The organism is Pseudomonas sp. OTU750018 (assembly GCF_011636575.1).
Taxonomy (GTDB): Bacteria; Pseudomonadota; Gammaproteobacteria; order Pseudomonadales; family Pseudomonadaceae; genus Aquipseudomonas; species Aquipseudomonas peli.
This window is the reverse complement of sequence record NZ_JAAPAU010000002.1, coordinates 369,899-390,943: the sequence shown is the minus strand read 5'-3', so window position 1 is coordinate 390,943 and position 21,045 is coordinate 369,899. Positions and strand designations below refer to the sequence as shown.

Sequence of the window (21,045 nt, the reverse complement as noted above, 5' to 3'; positions counted from 1 at the left end):
ACGTTTTGCGCCAAGATGGCGCGTCGTTCGCTGCGGCTGTAGAAATAAAAACTGCCACCAGGCCAGGTAAATAAAGGCCTTGTTAAAACTGGGCGCGTTAATTGCTTTAACCAATGGTTAACTGCCTTTTCTGTCTCTGCATAAATTTCAGAGCCTGTCAATATCCTCGCTATACCCGTCCTGGCCTTTTGTAATTACTTGTCGCATTGAAGAAATATCGACTTCCGAGCTGTCGCTAGAATGCCGCTCACCCGGCTGGGGCCGTCCGGCGCCTGCGTAGCGCGCAGCTTGGCGGTGACTCACTACAATTCATGCAAGGCTGGATGCATACCCGAACAATCTCTGCCAACCGATGCCATTCCCATTCGAAGGAGTCACACAATGAAGAAGATTGCACTTCTCGGCGCACTGGCGCTGTCCATGCTGTCGCCGTTGACCATGGCTGAAGACGCCAAGCCTCTGCGTATCGGTATCGAAGCGGCTTACCCGCCGTTCGCCTTCAAAACGGCTGATGGTGCCATCAGCGGTTTCGACTACGACATCGGCATCGCCCTGTGCGAAGAGATGAAAGTGGAATGCAAATGGATCGAGCAGGAGTTCGACGGCCTGATCCCAGCCCTGAAAGTACGCAAGTTTGACGCCGTACTTTCCTCGATGAGCATCACCGAAGATCGCCTGAAATCGGTTGATTTCAGCGGCAAGTACTACCAGACCCCAGGCAAGTTGGCGATGAAGGCCGGCACCGTGATCAACGACCCGCTGGTGGATCTGAAAGGCAAAAAAGTCGGCGTACAGCGCGCCTCCACCTACGACCGTTACGCCACCGATATCTTCGCACCTGCCGGTGTCGAAATCGTGCGTTACAGCTCGCAGAACGAAGCCTTCCTCGACCTGACTTCCGGTCGTTTGGACGCCACCTTTGCTGACGTCGTCAACATCGACGATGGCTTTATCAAGACTGACGCCGGTAAAGGCTTCGCCCTGGTAGGCCCAGACTTCGCCGACGAGAAATACATCGGCATGGGCGCTGGTATTGCCGTGCGCAAAGGCGACAAGGCCCTGGCTGATAAAATCAGCGCTGCCATCCTGGCGATCCGCGCCAACGGCAAGTACAAGGAAGTGCAGGACAAGTACTTCGACTTCAACGTCTACGGCGACTGATTTTCCTGACCGCGTCGTCTTCACTCAAAGTGGCGCAAGCCCGCAGCCTGTAGGCCTGCGTCACTTTCTTGTTGTGCTTCCTGGCGCCGCCTGGCGCTTGCATGAGGTAACCAGAGCATGCTCAACGGCTACGGCTCGACAATTCTCGACGGTGCATGGCTCACCCTGATTCTGGCGCTGACCTCGATGGCCGTGGCCATTGTCTTGGGGCTGCTGGGCGCGGCGTTTCGCCTGTCGCCGATCAAGTGGCTGGCGCTGCTGGGCGAAACCTACGCCACGGTGATCCGCGGGATTCCCGATCTGGTGCTGATCCTGCTGATCTTCTATGGCGGTCAGGACATGGTTAACCGTTTGGCGCCGATGCTCGGCTACGACGATTACATCGATATCAACCCCTTTATTGCTGGCGTGTTCACCATGGGTTTTATCTTTGGTGCTTACCTGTCGGAGACTTTCCGCGGCGCCTTTATGGCCATCCCCAAAGGGCAGGCTGAAGCAGGCGCGGCGTATGGCATGAATGGCATGCAGGTGTTCTTCCGCATCCTGGTGCCGCAGATGATTCGCTTCGCCATTCCTGGGTTCACCAACAACTGGCTGGTGTTGACCAAGGCTACCGCGCTGATTTCCGTGGTGGGTCTGCAGGACATGATGTTCAAGGCGAAAAGTGCCGCCGATGCGACCCGCGAGCCCTTCACCTTCTACTTGGCTGTAGCGGCCCTGTACCTGGTGCTGACCAGCGTGTCGCTGCTGGCTTTGCGTTACCTGGAAAAACGTTACTCGGTCGGCATTAAAGCCGCTGATCTGTAAGCGGGGAGCGCAGCGATGATTTTTGACTACACCGTAATCTGGGAAAACCTGCCGCTGTACATCAGCGGAGTGGGCGTCACCCTGAAAATTCTGCTGATTTCCCTGGCGTGCGGCTTGGCCTTGGCCATTCCTTTGGGCTTGATGCGCGTCTCCAAGTCGCCTCTGGTCAACTTTCCAGCTTGGCTGTACACCTACGTGATTCGCGGTACACCGATGCTGGTGCAGCTGTTTCTCATCTATTACGGCCTGGCGCAGTTCGAGGCCGTCCGTGAGAGCGTGTTGTGGCCGTACTTTTCCAGCGCCACCTTCTGCGCCTGCCTGGCGTTTGCCATCAACACCAGTGCCTACAGCGCGGAGATTCTCGCTGGCAGCCTGAAAGCCACGCCGCATGGCGAGATTGAAGCCGCCAAGGCCATGGGTATGTCGCGCTTCAAACTGTACCGCCGCATCCTGCTGCCGTCTGCCCTGCGCCGCGCACTGCCGCAGTACAGCAACGAAGTAATCATGATGCTGCACACCACGTCGCTGGCCTCGATCGTCACCCTGATCGACATCACCGGCGCAGCACGTACCGTCAGCTCGCAGTACTACTTGCCGTTCGAGGCGTTTATCACTGCCGGCCTGTTCTACCTGTGCCTGACCTTTATCCTCGTACGCCTGTTCAAGCTGGCCGAACGCCGCTGGCTGGCTTACCTGGCCCCGCGTAAGGCCTGAGGAAGAGAGCATGCAGCGTATCGACCATCCACTGCCCTGGGGCTGCCCCGGCACCGAACGCCACGTTAGCGTATTCCGTTTCGGTCAGGGGCCGTGCAAGGCCTACATTCAGGCCTCGCTGCATGCTGACGAACTGCCTGGGATGCGCGTAGCGGTAGAACTCAAGCGCCGCTTGCGTCAACTGGAAGCCCAGGGGCGGCTGACTGGGGTGATCGAGCTGGTGCCGGTGGCCAACCCGATTGGTTTGGGGCAGATGTTCCAGGCGACCCATCAGGGCCGTTTTGAAATGGGCAGCGGGAAGAACTTCAACCGCGACTTTTTTGCTTTGGCCACTGCCATCGCGCCGGCGCTGGAAGGCTGCCTGGGCAGTGATGGCCCGAGCAATGTGCGGCTGATTCGCGCCGCCATGCAAGCTGCGTTGGAAGCCTTGCCACCCGCCGGATCAGAACTGCAAGGCATGCAGCGATTGTTGCTAAAACATGCCTGCGATGCCGATGTGGTGCTTGATCTGCATTGTGATTTTGATGCCGCAGTGCATCTATACCTGCTGCCACAACAGTGGCCGCAACTGCGCTCGCTGGCTGCACGCCTGCAGGCCGGGGCGGCGCTGACCGTCGAGGATTCCGGCGGCAGTTCATTTGATGAAGCCTGCGCCTTGCCTTGGGTTCACTTAGCCCGTCATTTTCCCCAGGCCTCTGTGCCGCTGGCTTGTCTGGCAGTAACCGTTGAGCTGGGCGGCATGGCCGATACTGGCAAGCCAGAAGCCGAAGCCAGCGCCGAAAGCATTTTGGCATTCCTTGCCGAGCAGGGCCTGATTGCCGGTGACTGGCCGCCCGCACCTGCTGAAAGCTGCGATGCCACGCCATTTGATGGTGCGCAATACGCCTATGCCCCACATGCTGGGGTGGTGAGTTTTCTGCAACCGGTGGGCGCGTGGGTTAAGGCCGGCGACCCATTGTTTGAAGTGATCGATCCGCTGGACGATCGCCACACAACTGTCTGTGCCGTTACAGATGGTGTGCTCTATGCGCGCGAGCGGTTGCGTTTTGCTCAGCCCGGTTTGTGGCTGGCTAAAGTGGCCGGTCGTACCCCTATTCGCCAGGGTCGCTTGCTCAGCGACTGATTCAAGAGAGTGGAAACCATGTACAAACTTGAAGTTCAGGATCTGCACAAGCGCTACGGCAGCCACGAAGTATTGAAGGGCGTGTCACTGGCGGCCAAGGCCGGCGATGTAATCAGCATCATCGGCTCCAGCGGCTCGGGCAAGAGTACCTTCCTGCGTTGCATCAACCTGCTGGAACAGCCCCACGGTGGCAAAATTCTGCTCAACAACGAAGAGCTGAAACTGGTGGCCAACAAGGACGGTGGCCTGAAAGCCGCTGATCCCAAGCAGCTGCAGCGTATGCGTTCGCGCCTGTCCATGGTGTTTCAGCACTTCAACCTGTGGTCGCACATGAGCGCCCTGGAAAACGTGATGGAAGCCCCCGTGCACGTGCTTGGCATGAGCAAGAAGGAAGCCCTGGAAAAGGCCGAGCACTACCTGAACAAAGTTGGCGTGGCTCATCGTAAAGATGCCTATCCGGCGCACATGAGCGGCGGCGAGCAGCAGCGTGTAGCGATTGCCCGCGCCCTGGCCATGGAACCTGAGGTGATGCTGTTTGATGAGCCGACTTCGGCGCTGGACCCGGAACTGGTGGGTGAAGTGCTGAAAGTCATGCAGGACCTGGCCCAGGAAGGTCGCACCATGGTCGTGGTGACCCACGAAATGGGCTTTGCCCGTGAAGTCTCCAACCAGTTGGTGTTCCTCCACAAAGGCGTGGTGGAAGAGCGCGGCTGCCCGAGAGAAGTGTTGGCCAATCCGCAATCCGAGCGCTTGCAGCAGTTCCTCTCTGGCAGTCTCAAATAACCCGCGGCAACATCTGCACGCACCCACGCTATGCCCATAATCGCCAACAGAGCCTAAACTGCCCCCCATGAATGCGCACCGAATTGGCTTCCTGCTTTGGCCCACCACCAAGCCCTTGACCCTGGCTTTGGCGGAAGAAGCGCTGCGCGTTGCCCAGCGCGTTCACCCCGAGGTGGTCTACGAGCTGGTGTTCTTGCAGGCTGAAGCGCCGCTTGAAGGCGCATGGCGGCTACCGGGGGAATCCTGGGTGGGCAAGCTGGAAGGCTGCCAGAAGCTCTTTCTGCTTGCCGACGAACCACCAGGACCGATGCCTGCAGCGCTCTCCGGTGCGCTTAAACAACTGGTGCGCGGCGGTTGCGTGATCGGTGCGATTGCCGCCGGGGTTTATCCGCTGGCGCAGCTGGGCCTGCTCGATGGCTACCGTGCTTCGGTGCACTGGCGCTGGCAGGATGATTTCACTGAACGCTTCCCCAAGGTCATCGCCACCAGCCATCTGTTCGACTGGGACCGTGATCGCTTGACCGCCTGTGGCGGCCTGGCCGTGCTCGATCTGCTGCTGGCCTTGTTGGCCCGTGACCACGGTGCCGAATTGGCCGGTGCGGTATCCGAGGAGTTGGTAGTAGAGCGTATCCGCGAAGGTGGCGAGCGCCAGCGTATTCCGTTGCAGAACCGTCTGGGCTCCAGCCACCCCAAGCTGACTCAGGCCGTGTTGCTGATGGAAGCCAATATTGAAGAGCCGCTGACCACCGACGAAATTGCCCAGCATGTCTGCGTGTCACGGCGTCAGCTTGAGCGCATCTTCAAGCAGTACCTCAACCGCGTCCCCAGCCAGTATTATCTAGAGCTGCGTCTAAACAAGGCGCGCCAGTTGCTGATGCAAACCAGCAAATCGATCATCCAGATCGGCCTGTCCTGCGGCTTTTCTTCCGGCCCGCATTTCTCCAGCGCCTACCGCAACTTCTTCGGCGCCACCCCGCGCGAAGACCGCAACCAGCGCCGCAGCAACAGCCCTTTTGAGCTGACCTCTACGCCAATCGAACGTGGCTGAGTTAACTGAGAACACATAAAAAACCGCAGCTCGCTGCGGTTTTTTATTGGCCGGGTGATTACTCAGGTTTGTCGACCTGCCGCGGAAACAGCGGGTTGCCGCAGCGGGTGCAGAAGGCGGCGCCGTGTTCGTGGGTGTTTTTCGCGCAGCTTGGGCAATCGTGAATCAGTTCGTCGCCGCCGCGCATGGCGTTAGCCAGTTCTGCGGTGAAGATGCCGGTGGGCACGGCGATGATCGAGTAACCGGTGATCATCACCAGGGTCGACAGCGCCTGGCCCAGCGGGGTTTTCGGCACGATATCGCCGAAGCCGACGGTAGTCAGCGTAACCACCGCCCAGTAAATGCCCTTGGGAATGCTGGTAAAGCCGTGCGCGGGCCCTTCGATCACGTACATCAGGGTGCCGAACACCGTAACCATGGTGGCGATGCAGGCGAAGAACACGATGATCTTCTGCTTGCTGCCGCGCAGCGCGGTGAGCAGGAAGTTGGCTTGACGTAGATACGGGCTGAGCTTGAGCACGCGGAACACCCGCAGCATGCGGATCACCCGGATGATCAGCAGATACTGGGCGTCTGCGTAGAACAGAGCGAGAATGCCCGGCAGGATCGCCAGCAGGTCAATCAGGCCGAAGAAGCTGAAGGCGTAGCGCAGTGGTTTCGGTGAGCAGTACAGGCGCACCACGTATTCGATGGCGAACAACGCGGTAAATCCCCACTCAATACCCGCTAGCAGCGGTGCGTACTGGCTGTGCACGCTGTCGATGCTGTCGAGCATCACCACTACCAGACTGGCCATGATGGTCAGCAACAGGTAGCGGTCGAAGCGCTGACCGGCTGGTGTGTCGGTATGGAAGATGATGCTGTACAGCTGCTGACGCAGGTTCTGCGGCGTGTCCATGATGCTCTGGCTGCTCCGTATGCGGTGTTCGCTGATAACGCGAACAGGCAAGCAGCCTAGGGAGTTTTGTCGCGGTGATGCAAGCCTTTACCTTTGCTGGTAGGCAGCGGTGTGCAGTCGGCCGCGGCTTTGCGCAGTAGACGCTGGGTGGCGCTTACCAGCCAGCAGGTGAGAATAAACGGCATGGTCAGGGCTGGCAGGCCCAGTGCACTAAAGCCGGGTTGCAGCACCAGCGCCAGGGCGATACCGAGAGCTGGCAGCCAAGGACGGCGATGCACCTGGCTGAGGGCGATGGCCGCCAGCGCTGCGTTATAGCCATACAGGCCGGTCAGCGCACTGTGCTGCGGCAGGCCTTGATACAGCGCCAGAGCAAGGCCACCAGTGGAGCCGAGCAGCGCCCAGCAGGCGGCGCGTCGATCCGCCAGTAACAGGCCAAGCAGCAGACAGACACCGGCCAATGGTTGATCGAGAAAAATCACCTGACCTAAGCCGCGCGCCATGGCAATCAGGCTGGCCCACCAATCGAGTGGCTGCGCCTGGCTAGGTATGGTCTGTGCCAGCTCAAGCTGCAGCGCAGGAGCCAACCACAACAGCAACCAGCTCAAGCCGACAAAGGGGAAGGTGAACGCAGGCAGCCACTGACGCTCGCGCATGCGCTGCATCCAGGCGGCCAGCAGCAGGCTGGATGCCCCGGCGCTGACGATGATCAGCAGCGGCAACAGTGCTGACCAGGCGAACTGCAGGCTGATCAGCATGCCCAGCAGGACCCCGTTATAGCCATACAAGCCAATTTCAATATCTGCCTTGGCATAACCGCGACGCTGAGCCGTCAGTGTGCTGCTCAGGCAGCCAAGCAGGGCGCCGCCGAGCAGTTGCGGCGCACCGATGGCAATCGCCAACAGCACCAGCAAGCCGCAGGCGGGATTGGTTTGCAGAAATATCTGGCTAAAGCCGTTGAGTAATGCGCGAAAGCCTTGCAGGGCGTGGGTGGGGAGCGGTAATGGCGACATACAGACGAACCTGAATAAACAATCACCGGGGCGGGAATAAAAAGAGGCACCCACCGCGGGAACAGTGAGTGCCTTCAAACTGGCAAAGCCAGCGTGGGAGTTGCGTTCTGCAGCGGGTCTTACAACCTGCCGCAGAACTGGATCAGTGCAGAATTTCGATACGCAGGCTGTTGGTACTGCCCGGTTGGCCGAATGGCTCGCCGGCAGTAATCACCACGGTATCGCCGGTTTTCGCCAGCCCAGCTGAACGGGCGGTTTCCAGAGCGGTGCGGGTGACTTCCTCAACCTTGTGCAGGCGCTCGTTGACCACCGAGTAGACGCCCCAGGCCACGCTCAGGCGCCGCGCGGTATCCAGGCTCGGCGTCAGGCTGAGGATCGGCGCTTTCGGCCGCTCGCGTGAGGCGCGCAGGCTGGAGTTGCCCGACTCGGTGTAGTTGACCAGCACGGCCACCGGCAGGATGGTGCTGATGCGGCGGATCGCGCAGCTGATCGCATCCGAGGCGGTGGCTTCGGCCTGCGGGCGGCTGACATCCAGCTGAGCCTGGAAGTCCGGGCCGTTTTCCACCTGGCGGATGATCTTACTCATCATCTGCACGGCTTCCAGCGGGTAGTCGCCGGAGGCGGTTTCCGCTGACAGCATCACCGCATCGGCACCTTCGGCAACGGCGTTGGCCACGTCGGTGACCTCGGCGCGGGTCGGCGCAGGGGAGAAGCGCATGGACTCGAGCATCTGCGTGGCCACCACCACCGGCTTACCGAGCTGGCGGCAGGTGCGGATGATGTCTCGCTGAATGCGCGGCACGTTCTCGGCTGGCACTTCCACGCCTAGGTCACCACGGGCGACCATGATTGCGTCGCAAAGCTGGGTGATCTCTTCCAGGTGAATCACCGCAGACGGCTTCTCGATCTTGGCCATCAGGAAGGCGCGATCACCGATCAGCTGACGGGCTTCGACAATGTCTTCCGGGCGCTGCACAAACGACAGCGCGACCCAGTCCACACCCAGTTCCAGGCCGAAGCTCAGGTCGCGGCGGTCTTTCTCGGTCAGCGGGCTCAATTGCAGCACGGCTTCCGGCACGTTGACACCCTTGCGGTCGGACAGCTCGCCACCGGCGATCACTTCAGTGATCACTGCATCGCTGTGCTTGGCAGTAACTTGCAGGCGCAGGCGGCCATCGTCGAGCAGCAGGCTCATCCCCGGTTGCAGTGCTTCGATGATTTCCGGGTGTGGCAGGTTGACCCGGTTGACGTCACCCGGCGTGCTGTCCAGATCAAGGCGCAGGGTCTGGCCGCGTTGCAGATTGACCTTGCCCTCGGCGAAACGGCCGACGCGCAGCTTCGGCCCTTGTAAGTCCATGAGGGTGCCAATCGGGGTGTTCAGCTGCTGCTCGACTTCACGCACCCAGTCGAAGCGCTGGGCGTGGTCGGCGTGTTCGCCGTGGCTGAAGTTGAGGCGGAACAGGTTGACCCCGGCCTCCACCAGCTGGCGGATGTCATCGATAGTTTTGATCGCTGGGCCAAGGGTGGCGAGGATTTTTACTTTCTTGTCGGCGTTCATTTGGCAGGGGTCTCTAGGGTCTGTTGACGTTTCGGCGCGAGCCGCGTTGCTGCGCCAAATGACGCCAGGCAAGGCGCGGGACGCAGGCAATGGTTGTTCCCTTGCCAAGTCTCGCAACGCCGCATGGCGTCATTTGCCGCGCAACCCGGAGGGCCGGGCCAGTTTTTGCGCGGTACTGCGTTATTCGTCGTTCATTTGGAATGGCCAAACTTCTCTCCTCATGCCTTGCCCCGCGCAAAAACTGGCTCCGGCGCGGCCGCGAGCGAAACGTCAACAGACCCTAAAATCAGAACGGCGCGAAAATCGTTGACGTTGGTACGCGTCGGCCCGGTGACGATCAGTTGATCGAGGGCGGCGAAGTAGCCGTAGCCGTTGTTGTTATCCAGCTCATCGCTGCTGCTTAGCCCCAGCGCCGCGGCGCGGGCATAGCTGTCGGGGGTCATGATGGCCCCGGCGTTGTCTTCCGAACCGTCAATGCCATCGGTGTCGCCAGCCAGGGCGTAGACGCCAGGCAGGCCCTTGAGGCTGTCAGTCAGGCTCAGGAGAAATTCGGCGTTGCGCCCGCCACGGCCATTGCCGCGCACGGTCACGGTGGTTTCACCGCCGGAGAGAATCACGCAGGGTGCCTTGATCGGCTGGCCATGCAAGCGCACCTGTTTGGCAATGCCGGCATGCACCTTGGCCACTTCCCGCGATTCGCCCTCCAGATCACCGAGGATGAGCACCGGGAGGCCTGCTGCGCGGGCTTTGGCCGCTGCGGCGTCGAGGGATTGCTGCGGGCGGGCGATCAGCTGGAAGTGGCTGCGGGCCAGGCACGGGTCGCCTGGTTTGACGGTTTCCGAGGCCGGGTTCTGCAGCCAGGCGCGTACGTTGGCCGGGATCTCGATGCTGTAGCGGGCGAGGATTGCCAGTGCCTCGGCCGAAGTGGTCGGGTCGGCCACGGTCGGGCCGGAGGCGATCACCGTGGCTTCATCGCCCGGTACATCGGAAATCGCATAGGTGTAGACGCTGGCCGGCCAGCTGGCTTTGGCCAAGCGGCCGCCTTTGATGGCGGAAAGGTGCTTGCGCACGCAGTTCATTTCGCCAATCGAGGCGCCGGATTTCAGCAGCGCCTTGTTGACCGCCTGTTTGTCTTTCAGGCTGATGCCGGCAGCGGGCAGGGCGAGCAGGGAAGAGCCACCACCGGACAGCAGAAAAATTACCTTGTCGGCTTCGCTGAGGTTGCTCACCAGTTCCAGTACGCGGCGCGCTACGCGCTCGCCGGCATCATCTGGAACCGGGTGGGCGGCTTCGACCACTTCGATCTTCCGGCAGTTGGCGCCGTGTTCATAGCGGGTGACCACTAGGCCAGAGACTTCACCTTGCCATTCCTGCTCGATCACTTCGGCCATGGCTGCGGCGGCTTTACCTGCGCCGATCACGATAACGCGGCCGCTGCGGTCTTCCGGCAGGTAATCAGCCAGCACTTGGCGCGGGTGAGCGGCGTCGATGGCGCTGGCGAACAGCTCGCGCAGCAGAGACGTTGGATTGAAAGACGGATCGATGGACATGGTGATCTCTCTTGGTCTGGATCAACTGCTTATGACTGACTTCGATTCTAGTGCGCAGCCTCCGCGATGCAGACGCTGCGCACTAGAATCGACCCACCCGGCAGGCAGGCCGTGACACCGCCTGCCGGACAGATCGAAAGGGTTGTTTCAGCGCGGCTGACCCCGCCCTGAAACCTGTTACTTACTCACCGCGGATGTTGAAGTTGGCCATATGTTCCAGGCCTTTGATCAACGCTGAGTGGTCCCAGTTACTGCCACCGATGGCCGCACAGGTGCTGAACACTTGCTGGGCGTTGGCGGTGTTGGGCAGGTTGAGGCCCAGCTCGCGCGCACCGGCCAGGGCCAGGTTGAGGTCCTTCTGGTGCAGGCTGATACGGAAGCCTGGGTCGAAGGTGCCCTTGATCATGCGTTCGCCGTGCACTTCAAGGATCTTCGAGCCGGCGAAACCGCCCATCAGTGCTTCACGCACCTTGGCTGGATCGGCGCCATTCTTGGCGGCGAACAGCAGGGCTTCAGCCACTGCCTGGATGTTCAGGGCAACGATGATCTGGTTGGCGACCTTGGCGGTCTGACCGTCACCGTTACCGCCAACGCGGGTGATGTTCTTGCCCATGGCCTGGAACAGCGGCAGGGCGCGTTCGAAGGCATTCGGGCAACCGCCGACCATGATCGACAGGGTGGCCGCTTTGGCACCGACTTCACCGCCGGATACCGGGGCGTCCAGGTAGGCCGCGCCAGTGGCTTTGATTTTCTCGGCGAACTGCTTGGTGGCGGTCGGCGAGATCGAGCTCATGTCGATCACTACTTTGCCAGCGCCCACGCCTGCGGCTACGCCGTCAGCGCGGAACAGCACGTCTTCAACCTGGGGGGTGTCCGGAACCATGATGATGATGAATTCGGCTTCCTGCGCTACTTCGCGCGGGTTGGCCAGGCCGATGCCGTTGTCACCCAGCAGGTCGGCCGGGGCCTTGTCGAAGTGTTCGGAGAAGAACAGGGTGTGCCCGGCTTTTTGCAGGTTCTGCGCCATAGGCTTGCCCATGATGCCGGTGCCGATAAATCCGATTTTTGCCATGAGAAATATCCTCTGATTCAGATTGCGTTGTGCGCTTTCATCCAGCCGAGACCGGCAGCGGTGGTGGTTGCCGGCTTGTATTCACAGCCGATCCAGCCCTGGTAACCGATGCGGTCCAGGTGCTCGAAGAGGAAGCGGTAGTTGATCTCGCCAGTGCCCGGCTCGTTGCGGCCCGGGTTGTCAGCCAGCTGCACATGGTTGATCACAGGCAGGTTGGCCTCGACGGTACGCGCCAGGTCACCTTCCATGATTTGCATGTGGTAGATGTCGTATTGCAGGTACAGGTTGGGGCTTGCGACCTTGTCGCGAATCGCCAGAGCCTGCTTCGTGGTGTTCAGGTAGAAGCCCGGAATGTCGCGGGTGTTGATCATTTCCATGACCAGCTTGATGCCCGCAGCTTCGAGCTTACCGGCGGCAAACTTGAGGTTGTCGACAAAGGTCTGCTCGACGGTGGTGCAATCCAGACCTTGCGGGCGGATACCGGCCAGGCAGTTGATCTGCTTGTTGCCCAGCACCTTGGCGTAGGCGATGGCCTGGTCGACACCGGCGCGGAACTCTTCAATGCGGTCGGGGTGGCAAGCGATACCTCGCTCGCCCTTGGCCCAATCACCGGCGGGTAGGTTGAACAGCACCTGCTCCAGACGGTTGGCATCCAGGCGTGCCTTGATCACTTCAGCCGGAAAATCATAGGGAAACAGGTATTCGACACCGCTGAAGCCTGCGGCTGCGGCAGCGTCGAAACGGTCCAGAAAGTCCACTTCGGTGAACAGCATGGACAGGTTGGCGGCAAAACGGGGCATGGTGTGCTCCTTGTCTTGCGCAGCCCGGATAAAGCATCCGGGCTGCTGGTTCAAAGGCGATTTAGTCGAGCAGCGAGATGGCGGTCGGGGCGTCGACGCCGCGCTCGGCCAGTTCTTCGAACTCGTTGACGGCGTTGATTTCGGTACCCATGGAGATGTTGGTGACACGCTCCAGGATAATTTCCACCACCACCGGTACGCGGTGCTCAGCCATCAGGCGCTTGGCTTCGGCGAAGGCGTTCTGCAGCTCGTTCGGGTCGAACACGCGGATTGCCTTACAGCCCAGGCCTTCAACCACGGCAACGTGGTCAACGCCGTAACCGTTGATTTCCGGCGCGTTGATGTTCTCGAACGCCAGCTGTACGCAGTAGTCGATCTCAAAGCCGCGCTGCGCCTGACGGATCAGACCCAGGTAGGAGTTGTTCACCAGCACGTGGATGTACGGCAGGTTGAACTGCGCGCCCACCGCCAGTTCCTCGATCATGAACTGGAAGTCGTAGTCGCCAGACAGCGCCACGACCTTGCGGGTCGGGTCGGCCTTGACCACACCCAGGGCTGCCGGAATAGTCCAGCCCAGCGGGCCGGCCTGACCACAGTTGATCCAGTGACGCGGCTTGTAGACGTGGAGGAACTGCGCGCCGGCGATCTGCGACAGACCGATGGTGGTGACGTAGCAGGTGTCCTTGCCGAACGCTTCGTTCATCTCTTCGTACACGCGCTGCGGCTTGGCCGGCACGTTGTCGAAGTGGGTCTTGCGCTGCAGGGTGCGCTTACGCTCGCGGCAGCTGTCCAGCCAGGCGCTGCGATCTTTCAGCTTGCCAGCGGCTTTCCACTCGCGAGCCACTTCCAGGAAAGCGTCCAGCGCCGAACCCGCATCGGAAACGATGCCCAGGTCCGGGTTGAATACACGGCCAATCTGCGTCGGTTCGATGTCGACGTGGATGAATTTGCGGCCTTCGGTGTAGACATCAACCGAACCGGTGTGGCGGTTGGCCCAGCGGTTACCGATACCGAACACCAGGTCGGAAGCCAGCAGGGTGGCGTTGCCGTAACGGTGTGAAGTCTGCAGACCGACCATGCCGACCATCAGCTTGTGGTCATCCGGGATCACGCCCCAGCCCATCAGGGTCGGTACAACCGGCACGCCGGTCAGTTCGGCGAACTCCACCAGTTTGTCGGCGGCGTCGGCATTGAAGATACCGCCACCGGCAACGAGCAACGGACGCTCGGCGTCGTTGAGCATGGCGATGGCTTTTTCTGCCTGCACGCGGTTGGTCGCCGGTTTGGCCAGTGGCAGCGGCTCGTAGGCGTCGATGTCGAATTCAATCTCGGCCATCTGCACGTCGAACGGCAGGTCGATCAGCACCGGGCCAGGACGACCGCTGCGCATTTCATAGAAGGCTTTCTGGAAGGCGCGCGGCACTTGGCCTGGCTCCATCACGGTAGTCGCCCACTTGGTCACCGGTTTGACGATGCTGGTGATGTCGACGGCCTGGAAGTCTTCCTTGTGCATGCGGGCACGCGGTGCTTGACCGGTGATGCACAGAATTGGAATGGAGTCGGCCGATGCCGAGTACAGCCCGGTGACCATGTCAGTGCCTGCAGGGCCGGAAGTGCCGATGCACACACCGATATTGCCGGCATTGGTGCGGGTGTAACCCTCAGCCATGTGCGAGGCACCTTCGACGTGGCGAGCCAGGACGTGGTCGATACCGCCAACTTTCTTCAGTGCAGCGTACAGGGGGTTGATGGCGGCGCCGGGGATGCCGAACGCAGTGTCAACGCCTTCGCGGCGCATCACCAGTACGGCGGCCTCGATTGCTCTCATTTTGGCCATTGTCTTGTGCCTCGTTTGTTATCAGATTGTATACAAAACAGCTGGCTTGGATTCTATTCATGGCCTGACCTTCCGGTCAACACGTTTTATTGTCGAGGCGCTGTCTGGTAAAAAATCTTTTAAAACAACCGTTTTAGCTGGGGTGCTTGATCTGCTGCGGAAAATAGCCCGGATAAATGTATACAAGTACTGTTTGAATTGTATGCGTCTATTGAGTTTTTTGTTTCTAGTGGGATAGTGGTGTTGAGCTTTGGATTGCCCGGCCGCTGTCAGCCGCCCTGCAGGCAGCGCGGCGCCGGGTGTTTCGTAGGATTTATCAGCATCGAGGAAGACCCAACATGAGTACGTTGAATCTGCAAATCGCCACCACCATCAGTAACCGCGCCCTGGCGGTCGGCCGGGAAATTTCCGCCGCGCCGCTGACTGTTGCCGTGTTGGATGCCGGCGGGCATCTGATCAGCCTGCAGCGCGAAGACGGCGCCAGCCTGCTACGCCCGCAAATTGCCATCGGCAAGGCCTGGGGCGCGTTGGCACTGGGCAAGGGCTCGCGCCTAATCGCCGCCGACGCGCAGCAGCGCCCAGCGTTTATCGGCGCGGTTAACAACCTGGCAGACGGTCAGCTGGTGCCGGCACCGGGTGGTGTGCTGATTCGTGATGAGCGTGGCGAGGTAATTGGCGCAGTGGGCATCACCGGTGATACGTCGGATATCGATGAGCAATGCGCCGTGAGCGCAGTGGTATCGGTCGGGCTGAAGCCGGATGCGGGTATCGCCGCCTGATAGTGCGCGGTTTGTGGGAGCGGCTTTCGGCTCTGGCGTCCTGCTTCGCCGTCCATGCAGTCGTAGCCGCGACTGATGCGATTAACAGCTCGCCAATAAAGCGCCTCCCACAATGGTTTCAGGCAATAAAAAAACGGTGGATGCTTTGCGGCATTCACCGTTTTTATTTATGGCTGCCTTAAGCCAAGGGCAGGGCGGATAACCGGGCTTAGGCGTTGGTGACCTGCTCGGAGGGGCTGGGCTGGGTTTCGTCGATTTCGCAGCCCTTGATCACCAGGCGGATGATGGTTTGCGCGGCGGCTTCGTAGTCGGCCTCATCCAGGCTGGCTTTGCCGGTGACGGTGGAAATCTGCCAGTCGAAGTCAGCGTAGGTCTGAGTTGCGGCCCAGATGCTGAACAGCAGGTGGTGCGGGTCAACCTTGGCCATCAGGCCCTGGTCGATCCAGCCCTGGATGCAGGAAATATTGTGCTTGGCCTGGGCATTCAGTTGCGCGGTCTGGTCGGCGGACAGATGCGGCGCGCCGTGCATGATTTCGCTGGCGAATACCTTGGAGGCAAACGGCAGTTCGCGGGAGATACGGATTTTCGAGCGGATATAAGCGCGCAGTACGTCGGCCGGTTTGCCTGGCTGATTGAACGGCGAAGAGGCTTCCAGCAGCGGTTCGATGATGCTTTCCAGCACTTCGCGGTAGAGGTTTTCTTTCGACTTGAAGTAGTAGTAGACGTTGGGCTTGGGCACCCCGGCCTTGGCGGCGATATCGCTGGTTTTGCTGGCAGCAAAGCCTTTGTCGGCGAACTCCTCACTGGCTGCGCGTAAAATCAGCTCTCTGTTACGCTCGCGAATACTGGTCATAAGCCTCTTTGCTTCTGTCGAACGCCCGTCGCTGGGCAGCGCCGGGATGGTAGCACCGGCTTTGAGCGGCGCTCAAGGCTTGTGGCCTGGGCTTCGGCGGGCTATCTGACCTGCAGGTCAGGTTGTTGTATACAAAATTTAATATTTCTGTTTTTATCTCGCTGCATGCATTCATAACAAAAAGTCTCGGCTCGTTGAGCTCCAGGAGACACGTAGTGAACAATCAATTGGTTGACCCCTTCGGTCGGCGCATCACCTATCTACGGTTATCGGTCACCGATCGCTGTGATTTCCGCTGCACCTATTGCATGAGTGAGGACATGGTGTTCGCCCCGCGCGAGCAGATCCTCACCCTCGAAGAGCTCTATGCAGTGGCGGACGCTTTTATCGGCCTCGGGGTCAAGCGTATCCGCATTACCGGTGGCGAGCCGCTGGTACGCAAGAACCTAATCAGCCTGCTGACCCGCCTGGGCCAGCGTGCCGAGCTGGAAGACCTGGCCATCACCACCAATGGCTCACAGCTGGCTGACCTGGCGCCGCAGTTACACGCAGCCGGGGTCAAGCGCCTGAACGTCAGCCTGGATTCGTTGCAGCGCGAGCGTTTTGCTGCCTTTACTCGGCGTGACAAGCTCGATCAGGTGCTGGACGGCATCGAGGTGGCGCGCGCGGCGGGTTTTCGCAAGATCAAACTCAATGCCGTGGTGCAGAAAGGCCGCAACGATGACGAAGTGCTCGACCTGGTCGAGTTCGCCATGGCGCGGGGCCTGGACATCAGCTTTATCGAAGAAATGCCGCTGGGCAGTATTTCCAGCCATCAGCGCGAGCAGACCTTCTGCTCCAGCGATGAGGTGCGTGAGCGCATCGAGCAGCGTTATGCCCTGGTGCGTAGCAGCAAGCTGACCGGCGGGCCGTCGCGCTACTGGCAGGTGGTCGGCAGCGACACCCAGGTTGGTTTTATCTCACCGCACAGCCACAACTTCTGCGGCGACTGCAACCGCGTGCGGGTCACCGCCGAGGGCAAGTTGGTGCTCTGTCTGGGTCATGAAAATGCCCTGGATCTGAAAGGCCTTATGCGTGCCCACCCCGGCGACAGCCAGCGCCTGAGTGAAGCCTTGATGCAAGCCTTGCAACTGAAACCCGAACGTCACCACTTCGAGACCGATGCCCAGGTGCAGGTTATTCGCTTTATGAGCATGACCGGCGGCTAGCGCCGAACTGCTTGCCACCGCCTTGGCGGTTCCCTTTATTTCAACACCACGATTAAACAGGAGGTTTGCTGTGAAGCCCTCGCACGTCTGCAGTTTGTTCGCCGTTGTCTGTTCCAGCGCGGTCAGCGCTGAAAGCTATGTGATCGGTGTAGAGAAGCTGGCCTTTGCGCCGCACTACAGCATCGATGCGCAAGGCCAGTACCAGGGCTTTGCCCGTGAGCTGTTCGAGCTGTTCGCGCAGACCAGCGGAGTGGAGCTGAGTTACAAGGTGCTGCCTGTTGAGCAGCTGTTGCCCGCGCTGCTAAGCGGCCAGGTGGATTTCAAATACCCTGACAGCGAAACCTGGGCGCAGGAGCAGAAGGCCGGCAAGGCCCTGAGCTACAGCCAGGGCGTGGTCGAGTATGTCGATGGTGTGCTGGTGGCGCCGCAGCGTCATGGCCAGCTCATCGAGCAGATCAAGCGCCTGGCCATGGTCAACGGCTGGACGCCACGGGGCTATCAGGAACGTATCGATGCCGGGCAGATTGAGCTGACTTACAGCGATGATCTACGCCAGATGATTCGCCAGGCGCTGAAGAAGGACACCGATGGCGCCTATTTCAACGTGGTGGTGGCCACCCATTATCTGGACAACATCCGCGCGCGTCCGGGCGCGCTGATATTCGATGCGCAGTTGCCGCACAGCCGTGGCAGCTTCAAGCTGTCCACGCTCAAGCATGCGACGTTTATGCAGCGTTTTGACCGATTCTTGAGCGAGCAGCAGCCTGCAATTGTCGCGCTGAAAAGTAAGTACAAGGTCGAGGCTAATCTGGAGGCTGACCGCATCGGCCTGGAGCAGTGGAAGCTGGATTTTATCGAGCGCAAAAAGCTCAAGGACGCGCAATCGCAGTAATGCGCTGAGCTAACAAAAGCCGCTCCAAGTGAGCGGTTTTTTCTGCGCGTAACAAGAGGGAATAGGCGCAATAAAAAAGGGGATGGCATCGTTGCCATCCCCTTTTTGTTGAGGGTTGCCGCCTACCCGGCAACCCACATCAAGCATATGGGCTTAGAAGTGGTACTTCACCAGCGCTTGTACTGCGGTCTGATCGAAGCCATCGGTGGAACCGTCGATTGGCTTGATGCCGTACTTGTTGTGCCACATGTTCAGTTCTGTGCCGACATACAGTTTGCGACCTTCACCGAACAGCGCCTTGCCCGCATCCCATTTGATCTGGATTGAGGAGCCGACTGATGTCTGGGTGCCGGCATCCTTGGATGGCGCGCGCCAGTCGATGTAGCCGTCGACCACAAAGTCCTGTTCGCCAATGGCAAACGGATAAGCGCCGTTCACGGTCAGCTGGTAGGTGTGGCCGTTGCCCTTGTCCGATGCCTTGAAGTCATGATCGAAGAAGATGTGGTTGTTGACCTTCACCGCATACAGGTTGGCGTTCAGGTAGGCGAAGCCTGGAGCGTTCCAGGCAGTGCCGATGCCGTACAGGTAATTCTCGGTGCCAGGGCCGCCGTTGCCTTTTTCATAGGTAAAGGCTGCGTATACATCCTTCAGCGGGCCTGCGGACAGGTCCTGGCCAGTCAGCCAGCTGAGGCTGACGCGTGGCGAGAATTCCATGTAATAGAAGCTGCTCTTCTCATCGACATCCAGGTTGCCGAAGTTGCTGCCACGGGCCTGCTTGTTGTCGGCGTCGATGTAGTCGAGGAAGAAGAAGGTATCGCCCCAGGTCCAGCCACTGGCGTTTTCCAGGGTGAAGGTGGTCTGCGAGCGCTGTTCTTCACCGTTGTTGTTCAGTCGCTGGAAGTTGCTGCCATAGAGGTAGGAGAGGCTGGTGTCTTGCCAGAGGAAGGCACCCTCGGCGAAGGCGTGCTGGCCGGTAAACAGACCGGCTGAGAGAGCGATGCAATGGGGCAGGTGCTTCAGTTTCATCACGTTTTCCTTATTGTGGACTTACAGGGTTTCTCAGCCCCGTGGCGAACCGCAGGGTCGAACAGGCAAATAGTGTGACGTCTCAACTGGGCCGCTGGGGCGTGTTGAACTCATGCAGGGCGGCGTATAGCGAATTGGGCAGATCGGCCTGGGTTGGCTTTGGCAGCGTGGCTTTCGGGATCAGTTTGATTGCGGCCAGGGGGATAGCGCTGAGCCGTATCCGTGCGCGAATTACCAATGGGGTCATCCGCTTGTGGCTGACCTCAGACGGAGCTGGGGTGCGTGGAGTGTGAGGGGTTGTCATGTCTGAGCCTGCCAGTTGTTCTTATATGGTCATGGGCTTACATGAGGCTTCACGGGCCTCTGTCCTGAATGCGACATAAAGTTGTCCGCGTAGTCAGGTTGATTGACTATAGCAATTTGTTTACATCGTTAAAAACAATTTATTTAAATATTGTGCACAAAAAATGCACCGCCAGTCAGATTGCTGAACGTCACGGCAAAACGTGCGTAGGGCGTGTGGCAGGGCGTATTGGCGCGGGGAGGGGCGTGCGGCTGTTGGCCGAAAGACAAATGCCGCACCCTGAGCGGGTGCGGCATGCGGGTGGATCAGTTGAGCTGTGCGCCCTGGTCGATCCATGAGCCGATCAAGTCGCGCTCTTCCTGGGTCATCTGGGTGATGTTGCCCAGCGGCATGATCTGTGAGGCCACGCTTTGCGCATGAATCTTTGCGGCTTGCGCTTTGATCTGCTCAGGGGTGTCGAGCATGAAGCCGGCCGGTGGCGCGCTGAACATTGGGCTGCTCGGCGTGGCCGAATGACAGACGCTGCAGCGTTCCTGAATCACGCTGCTGACCTTGGCAAACTCGACAGCTGCTACAACAGGTGTGGTGGCTGCTGGCTCAGCGGGTGTGCTGGCGGGTTCAGCTGCCTTGGTTACATCCGGATTACCGCTTACAGCAGTGGCCGGAATTTTTGCGTAGGTAATAGCGGTTGCTTTAGGCGCTTCGGTGTTGGCGGCTTTCATACTCGGCCCCGTGACGAACGCCAGGCAGATCATGCCCAGTGCGGCGGCAGGCAGGGTCCAGATGTACTTGCTGCTGTCATGGCGAGTGTTGAAGTAGTGGCGCACCAGTACCGCCAGCATCGCGATACCCGCCAGAATCAGCCAGTTGTATTGGCTGCCGTAGGTGCTCGGGAAGTGGTTGCTGATCATGATGAACAGCACCGGCAGGGTGAAGTAGTTGTTGTGGCGCGAACGCAGCAGACCTTTGGCCGGCAGAGTCGGGTCCGGCGTGGTGTTGTCTTCGATGGCCTTAACCAGCGCGCGCTGGGCCGGCATGATGGTGAAGAACACGTTACCGACCATGATGGTGCCGATGATCGCGCCGACATGGATATAGGCAGCGCGGCCGCTGAAGATCTGGCTGAAGCCATAGGCGGCAGCGATGATCAGCACGAACAGCACGGCGCCAAGCAGGGCCGGGCGTTTGCCCAGCGGCGAATCGCAGAGGAAGTGATACGCCACATAGCCCGCCACCATCGAACCGAAGCCGATGGCAATGGCCATTTCCGGGGCCAGATCAACGCCCGGCTTGAGCAGGTACAGGCTCGGGTTGAGGTAATAGACCACCAGCATCAGGGCTACGCCCGACAGCCAGGTGAAATAGGCCTCCCATTTGAACCAATGCAGGTTCTCCGGCATTTTCGGCGGAGCCAGTTTGTATTTTTCCAGGTGGTAGATACCGCCACCGTGAATCGCCCACAGGTCACCAGACAGGCCTTCGCGAGGGTTACTGCGGTTGAGGTTATTTTCCAGCCAGACGAAATAGAAGGATGCGCCGATCCAGGCGATGCCGGTGATCATATGGATCCAGCGGATACCCAGGTTCAGCCACTCAGTCAAATGCGCTTCCACAATCAGTAC

20 protein-coding genes are annotated in these 21,045 nt (G+C 59.9%); 9 read left to right on the top strand and 11 right to left on the bottom strand.

All coding sequences use genetic code 11. The annotated features are described in order from the left end of the window. The first annotated feature begins 381 nt into the window (after positions 1-381). The 6 genes from HCI85_RS10640 to argR all read left to right on the top strand — a co-directional run bounded on the left by HCI85_RS10640 (position 382) and on the right by argR (position 5,636). Positions 382-1,161, top strand: coding sequence for an ABC transporter substrate-binding protein (locus HCI85_RS10640; RefSeq protein ID WP_090253532.1), 780 nt, complete (start codon positions 382-384; stop codon positions 1,159-1,161). Positions 1,162-1,278: 117 nt separating this feature from the next. Further along, positions 1,279-1,968, top strand: coding sequence for an ABC transporter permease (locus HCI85_RS10635; RefSeq protein WP_090253534.1), 690 nt, complete (start codon positions 1,279-1,281; stop codon positions 1,966-1,968). 15 nt (positions 1,969-1,983) lie between these two features. Further along, positions 1,984-2,682 (top strand): ABC transporter permease, encoded by a 699-nt coding sequence (locus HCI85_RS10630; RefSeq protein ID WP_090253536.1) that lies wholly within the window; start codon positions 1,984-1,986, stop codon positions 2,680-2,682. A gap of 10 nt (positions 2,683-2,692) precedes the next feature. Next, positions 2,693-3,805 (top strand): succinylglutamate desuccinylase/aspartoacylase family protein, encoded by a 1,113-nt coding sequence (locus HCI85_RS10625; protein ID WP_167144684.1) that lies wholly within the window; start codon positions 2,693-2,695, stop codon positions 3,803-3,805. A gap of 18 nt (positions 3,806-3,823) precedes the next feature. Continuing rightward, positions 3,824-4,588: an ABC transporter ATP-binding protein gene (locus tag HCI85_RS10620; protein WP_160087080.1), complete on the top strand. Its 765-nt coding sequence runs from the start codon at positions 3,824-3,826 to the stop codon at positions 4,586-4,588. A gap of 67 nt (positions 4,589-4,655) precedes the next feature. Continuing rightward, complete coding sequence (gene argR / locus HCI85_RS10615; RefSeq protein WP_090253542.1) at positions 4,656-5,636, top strand: transcriptional regulator ArgR; 981 nt, start codon at positions 4,656-4,658, stop codon at positions 5,634-5,636. Positions 5,637-5,694: 58 nt separating this feature from the next. Here argR and HCI85_RS10610 read toward each other — a convergent pair whose 3' ends face one another. The 7 genes from HCI85_RS10610 to gcl form a co-directional block, all read right to left on the bottom strand. Continuing rightward, positions 5,695-6,534 (bottom strand): ion transporter, encoded by an 840-nt coding sequence (locus HCI85_RS10610; RefSeq protein ID WP_167144683.1) that lies wholly within the window; start codon positions 6,532-6,534, stop codon positions 5,695-5,697. 56 nt (positions 6,535-6,590) lie between these two features. Beyond that, positions 6,591-7,544 carry an urea transporter gene (locus tag HCI85_RS10605; protein WP_167144682.1) on the bottom strand — a complete coding sequence of 318 codons (954 nt, stop codon included), beginning with the start codon at positions 7,542-7,544 and terminating at the stop codon, positions 6,591-6,593. A gap of 142 nt (positions 7,545-7,686) precedes the next feature. Next, positions 7,687-9,102, bottom strand: coding sequence for a pyruvate kinase (pyk, locus tag HCI85_RS10600; RefSeq protein ID WP_167144681.1), 1,416 nt, complete (start codon positions 9,100-9,102; stop codon positions 7,687-7,689). Between the two features lie 218 nt (positions 9,103-9,320). Further along, a complete protein-coding gene (locus tag HCI85_RS10595; protein ID WP_167144680.1) occupies positions 9,321-10,652 on the bottom strand; it encodes a glycerate kinase type-2 family protein in 1,332 nt (443 codons plus the stop codon). Between the two features lie 181 nt (positions 10,653-10,833). Continuing rightward, complete coding sequence (locus HCI85_RS10590) at positions 10,834-11,724, bottom strand: 2-hydroxy-3-oxopropionate reductase (protein ID WP_167144679.1); 891 nt, start codon at positions 11,722-11,724, stop codon at positions 10,834-10,836. A gap of 17 nt (positions 11,725-11,741) precedes the next feature. Then, entirely contained in the window at positions 11,742-12,524 is a 783-nt protein-coding gene (gene hyi / locus HCI85_RS10585) for a hydroxypyruvate isomerase (RefSeq protein WP_167144678.1), read from the bottom strand. A gap of 61 nt (positions 12,525-12,585) precedes the next feature. Then, positions 12,586-14,361 carry a glyoxylate carboligase gene (gene gcl, locus HCI85_RS10580; protein WP_167144677.1) on the bottom strand — a complete coding sequence of 592 codons (1,776 nt, stop codon included), beginning with the start codon at positions 14,359-14,361 and terminating at the stop codon, positions 12,586-12,588. Between the two features lie 338 nt (positions 14,362-14,699). Here gcl and HCI85_RS10575 point away from each other — a divergent pair, with 338 nt between their 5' ends. Next, complete coding sequence (locus tag HCI85_RS10575) at positions 14,700-15,140, top strand: GlcG/HbpS family heme-binding protein (protein ID WP_167144676.1); 441 nt, start codon at positions 14,700-14,702, stop codon at positions 15,138-15,140. Between the two features lie 208 nt (positions 15,141-15,348). Here HCI85_RS10575 and HCI85_RS10570 read toward each other — a convergent pair whose 3' ends face one another. Then, the gene (locus HCI85_RS10570; protein ID WP_160087066.1) at positions 15,349-15,993 is read right to left on the bottom strand and encodes a TetR/AcrR family transcriptional regulator; all 645 of its coding nucleotides are present in this window, start codon (positions 15,991-15,993) and stop codon (positions 15,349-15,351) included. Between the two features lie 215 nt (positions 15,994-16,208). On the opposite strand from HCI85_RS10570, the gene moaA reads away from it, so the two are divergent. Continuing rightward, entirely contained in the window at positions 16,209-17,201 is a 993-nt protein-coding gene (moaA, locus tag HCI85_RS10565; protein WP_374725322.1) for a GTP 3',8-cyclase MoaA, read from the top strand. A 70-nt stretch (positions 17,202-17,271) separates the two neighbouring features. Continuing rightward, complete coding sequence (locus tag HCI85_RS10560; RefSeq protein ID WP_167144674.1) at positions 17,272-18,093, top strand: substrate-binding periplasmic protein; 822 nt, start codon at positions 17,272-17,274, stop codon at positions 18,091-18,093. Positions 18,094-18,246: 153 nt separating this feature from the next. Here HCI85_RS10560 and HCI85_RS10555 read toward each other — a convergent pair whose 3' ends face one another. The 3 genes from HCI85_RS10555 to HCI85_RS10545 form a co-directional block, all read right to left on the bottom strand. Beyond that, positions 18,247-19,119 (bottom strand): outer membrane protein OmpK, encoded by an 873-nt coding sequence (locus tag HCI85_RS10555; RefSeq protein ID WP_167144673.1) that lies wholly within the window; start codon positions 19,117-19,119, stop codon positions 18,247-18,249. A gap of 82 nt (positions 19,120-19,201) precedes the next feature. Then, positions 19,202-19,423, bottom strand: a complete 222-nt coding sequence (locus tag HCI85_RS10550) for a hypothetical protein (RefSeq protein WP_167144672.1) — start codon at positions 19,421-19,423, stop codon at positions 19,202-19,204. Positions 19,424-19,728: 305 nt separating this feature from the next. After that, complete coding sequence (locus tag HCI85_RS10545) at positions 19,729-21,036, bottom strand: urate hydroxylase PuuD (protein ID WP_167144671.1); 1,308 nt, start codon at positions 21,034-21,036, stop codon at positions 19,729-19,731. Positions 21,037-21,045 lie beyond the last annotated feature (9 nt).

Coding starts and splice junctions, on each gene's coding strand:
- HCI85_RS10575 (WP_167144676.1), top strand. CDS start 14,700: ATGAGTACGTTGAATCTGCAAATCGCCACCACCATCAGTAACCGCGCC.
- pyk (WP_167144681.1), bottom strand. CDS start 9,102: ATGAACGCCGACAAGAAAGTAAAAATCCTCGCCACCCTTGGCCCAGCG.
- HCI85_RS10590 (WP_167144679.1), bottom strand. CDS start 11,724: ATGGCAAAAATCGGATTTATCGGCACCGGCATCATGGGCAAGCCTATG.
- HCI85_RS10640 (WP_090253532.1), top strand. CDS start 382: ATGAAGAAGATTGCACTTCTCGGCGCACTGGCGCTGTCCATGCTGTCG.
- HCI85_RS10610 (WP_167144683.1), bottom strand. CDS start 6,534: ATGGACACGCCGCAGAACCTGCGTCAGCAGCTGTACAGCATCATCTTC.
- hyi (WP_167144678.1), bottom strand. CDS start 12,524: ATGCCCCGTTTTGCCGCCAACCTGTCCATGCTGTTCACCGAAGTGGAC.
- HCI85_RS10570 (WP_160087066.1), bottom strand. CDS start 15,993: ATGACCAGTATTCGCGAGCGTAACAGAGAGCTGATTTTACGCGCAGCC.
- HCI85_RS10595 (WP_167144680.1), bottom strand. CDS start 10,652: ATGTCCATCGATCCGTCTTTCAATCCAACGTCTCTGCTGCGCGAGCTG.
- gcl (WP_167144677.1), bottom strand. CDS start 14,361: ATGGCCAAAATGAGAGCAATCGAGGCCGCCGTACTGGTGATGCGCCGC.
- HCI85_RS10625 (WP_167144684.1), top strand. CDS start 2,693: ATGCAGCGTATCGACCATCCACTGCCCTGGGGCTGCCCCGGCACCGAA.
- HCI85_RS10605 (WP_167144682.1), bottom strand. CDS start 7,544: ATGTCGCCATTACCGCTCCCCACCCACGCCCTGCAAGGCTTTCGCGCA.
- HCI85_RS10555 (WP_167144673.1), bottom strand. CDS start 19,119: ATGAAACTGAAGCACCTGCCCCATTGCATCGCTCTCTCAGCCGGTCTG.
- HCI85_RS10620 (WP_160087080.1), top strand. CDS start 3,824: ATGTACAAACTTGAAGTTCAGGATCTGCACAAGCGCTACGGCAGCCAC.
- argR (WP_090253542.1), top strand. CDS start 4,656: ATGAATGCGCACCGAATTGGCTTCCTGCTTTGGCCCACCACCAAGCCC.
- HCI85_RS10630 (WP_090253536.1), top strand. CDS start 1,984: ATGATTTTTGACTACACCGTAATCTGGGAAAACCTGCCGCTGTACATC.
- HCI85_RS10635 (WP_090253534.1), top strand. CDS start 1,279: ATGCTCAACGGCTACGGCTCGACAATTCTCGACGGTGCATGGCTCACC.
- HCI85_RS10550 (WP_167144672.1), bottom strand. CDS start 19,423: ATGACAACCCCTCACACTCCACGCACCCCAGCTCCGTCTGAGGTCAGC.